This window comes from Escherichia sp. KCJ4928, from assembly GCF_004352695.1.
Classification (GTDB): domain Bacteria; phylum Pseudomonadota; class Gammaproteobacteria; order Enterobacterales; family Enterobacteriaceae; genus ECMA0423.
On record NZ_SJWV01000426.1, the window covers coordinates 1 to 1179 of the forward strand.

3 pseudogenes are annotated in these 1179 nt (G+C 37.7%); all 3 read right to left on the bottom strand.

From position 1 onward, the window contains the following. Positions 1 to 461 (bottom strand): annotated as a pseudogene (sctJ, locus tag E0D98_RS24520) (type III secretion inner membrane ring lipoprotein SctJ); the annotation flags it as partial. After that, positions 458 to 789, bottom strand: a pseudogene (gene sctI, locus E0D98_RS24525) (type III secretion system inner rod subunit SctI). The pseudogenes sctI and sctJ, both read right to left, overlap by 4 nt. A 19-nt stretch (positions 790 to 808) precedes the next feature. Then, positions 809 to 1049: pseudogene (locus E0D98_RS24530) on the bottom strand (type III secretion system needle complex protein). Positions 1050 to 1179 lie beyond the last annotated feature (130 nt).

A 1179-nucleotide genomic window follows, 5' to 3' on the forward strand; every position in this document is an offset into this window, starting at 1 on the left:
TTTTCATATACTGCAAGTACAGAAATATGAATTGGTAAAGCAGTTTTACCACTATCGCCATTATCAACATCGTAACTAACATGTACTCTCGAAGAAATAATGCCATCCATAATTTTGAGAGATTGCTCTAACCGCTGCTCAATAGCAGAATATAGCCTTGCTTTTTCCGCTCGTGGAGATGAAACGAGTGCATCTGCAGGGAACATCTGCGATATTTGAATATCAGGCTTACCCGGTAGATTGTAGATTTTTAGCCAATCCACCGCAGAAGCAAAATCCGTTGGTTCGACAAATATTGAAAATCCTGTTTTGCCTTGATCCTTCTTTTCAGCATTAATATTATGTCTTTGTAAAACAGCAAGGACATCATTAGCTTGCTGTTGATCAAGATGGTTCAATAATTCCTGCTACTTGCAGCCGCACAACAGCAGGATAAACAATAATAATGATATATATTTCATGAGCGGGTCAACGTCTCAACTGCAGCGACAATCTTTCTTGCTAATGTTCCACCAATGAAACCTCGACATTATAATTAAGCACATGATCCTGCAAGACTAATAATTTTTCAGGAGTTAACCCCTCTTTATCAGACCTTAATGCTTGTAACGCATTTTGCTGCCAATTTTCAGTTTGTACAGCATAGTTGGCAAAAGCGGAGATCATTTTATCATCCGGGTTGTCAAGATTGAGAACCCGGTCATTTAAATCAATCACTTTCGCTTGCTGTATTTCATGAGCAGTTGATTGCTCAGCTCTATCAATAGGTGGCATATTGCTTACTGACATAATAAAATCCTTATCCAGTTTAGCGGAAGTTTTGTATGATTGCTGAATCAAGATCTTTATACGCTTTTACAACGTTAGATTGCGCATTTCGATATAATGTATACTCAGCTAATGCACTTTGATATTCGGCAAGAAATTTCGTGTCGGAGGGATTGGTTGGCTAAATCCTCCAACGCTTTTTCAACTTGCTGGTTCAGATCATCAACGCCCTGATCAAATTGATTGCTGATATCCATAATATAACCATTCCAATATGCAATAAGTCCTCCTCAATTATTCCTGAAATGTCCAGTTGCTACCTTGAGACTTCTCGAATCGGTTATCTCCGTAGCTAAATGAACTATTATTTGTGTCCTGATTTTTCAAATTCACATTAAATCTTACATATTG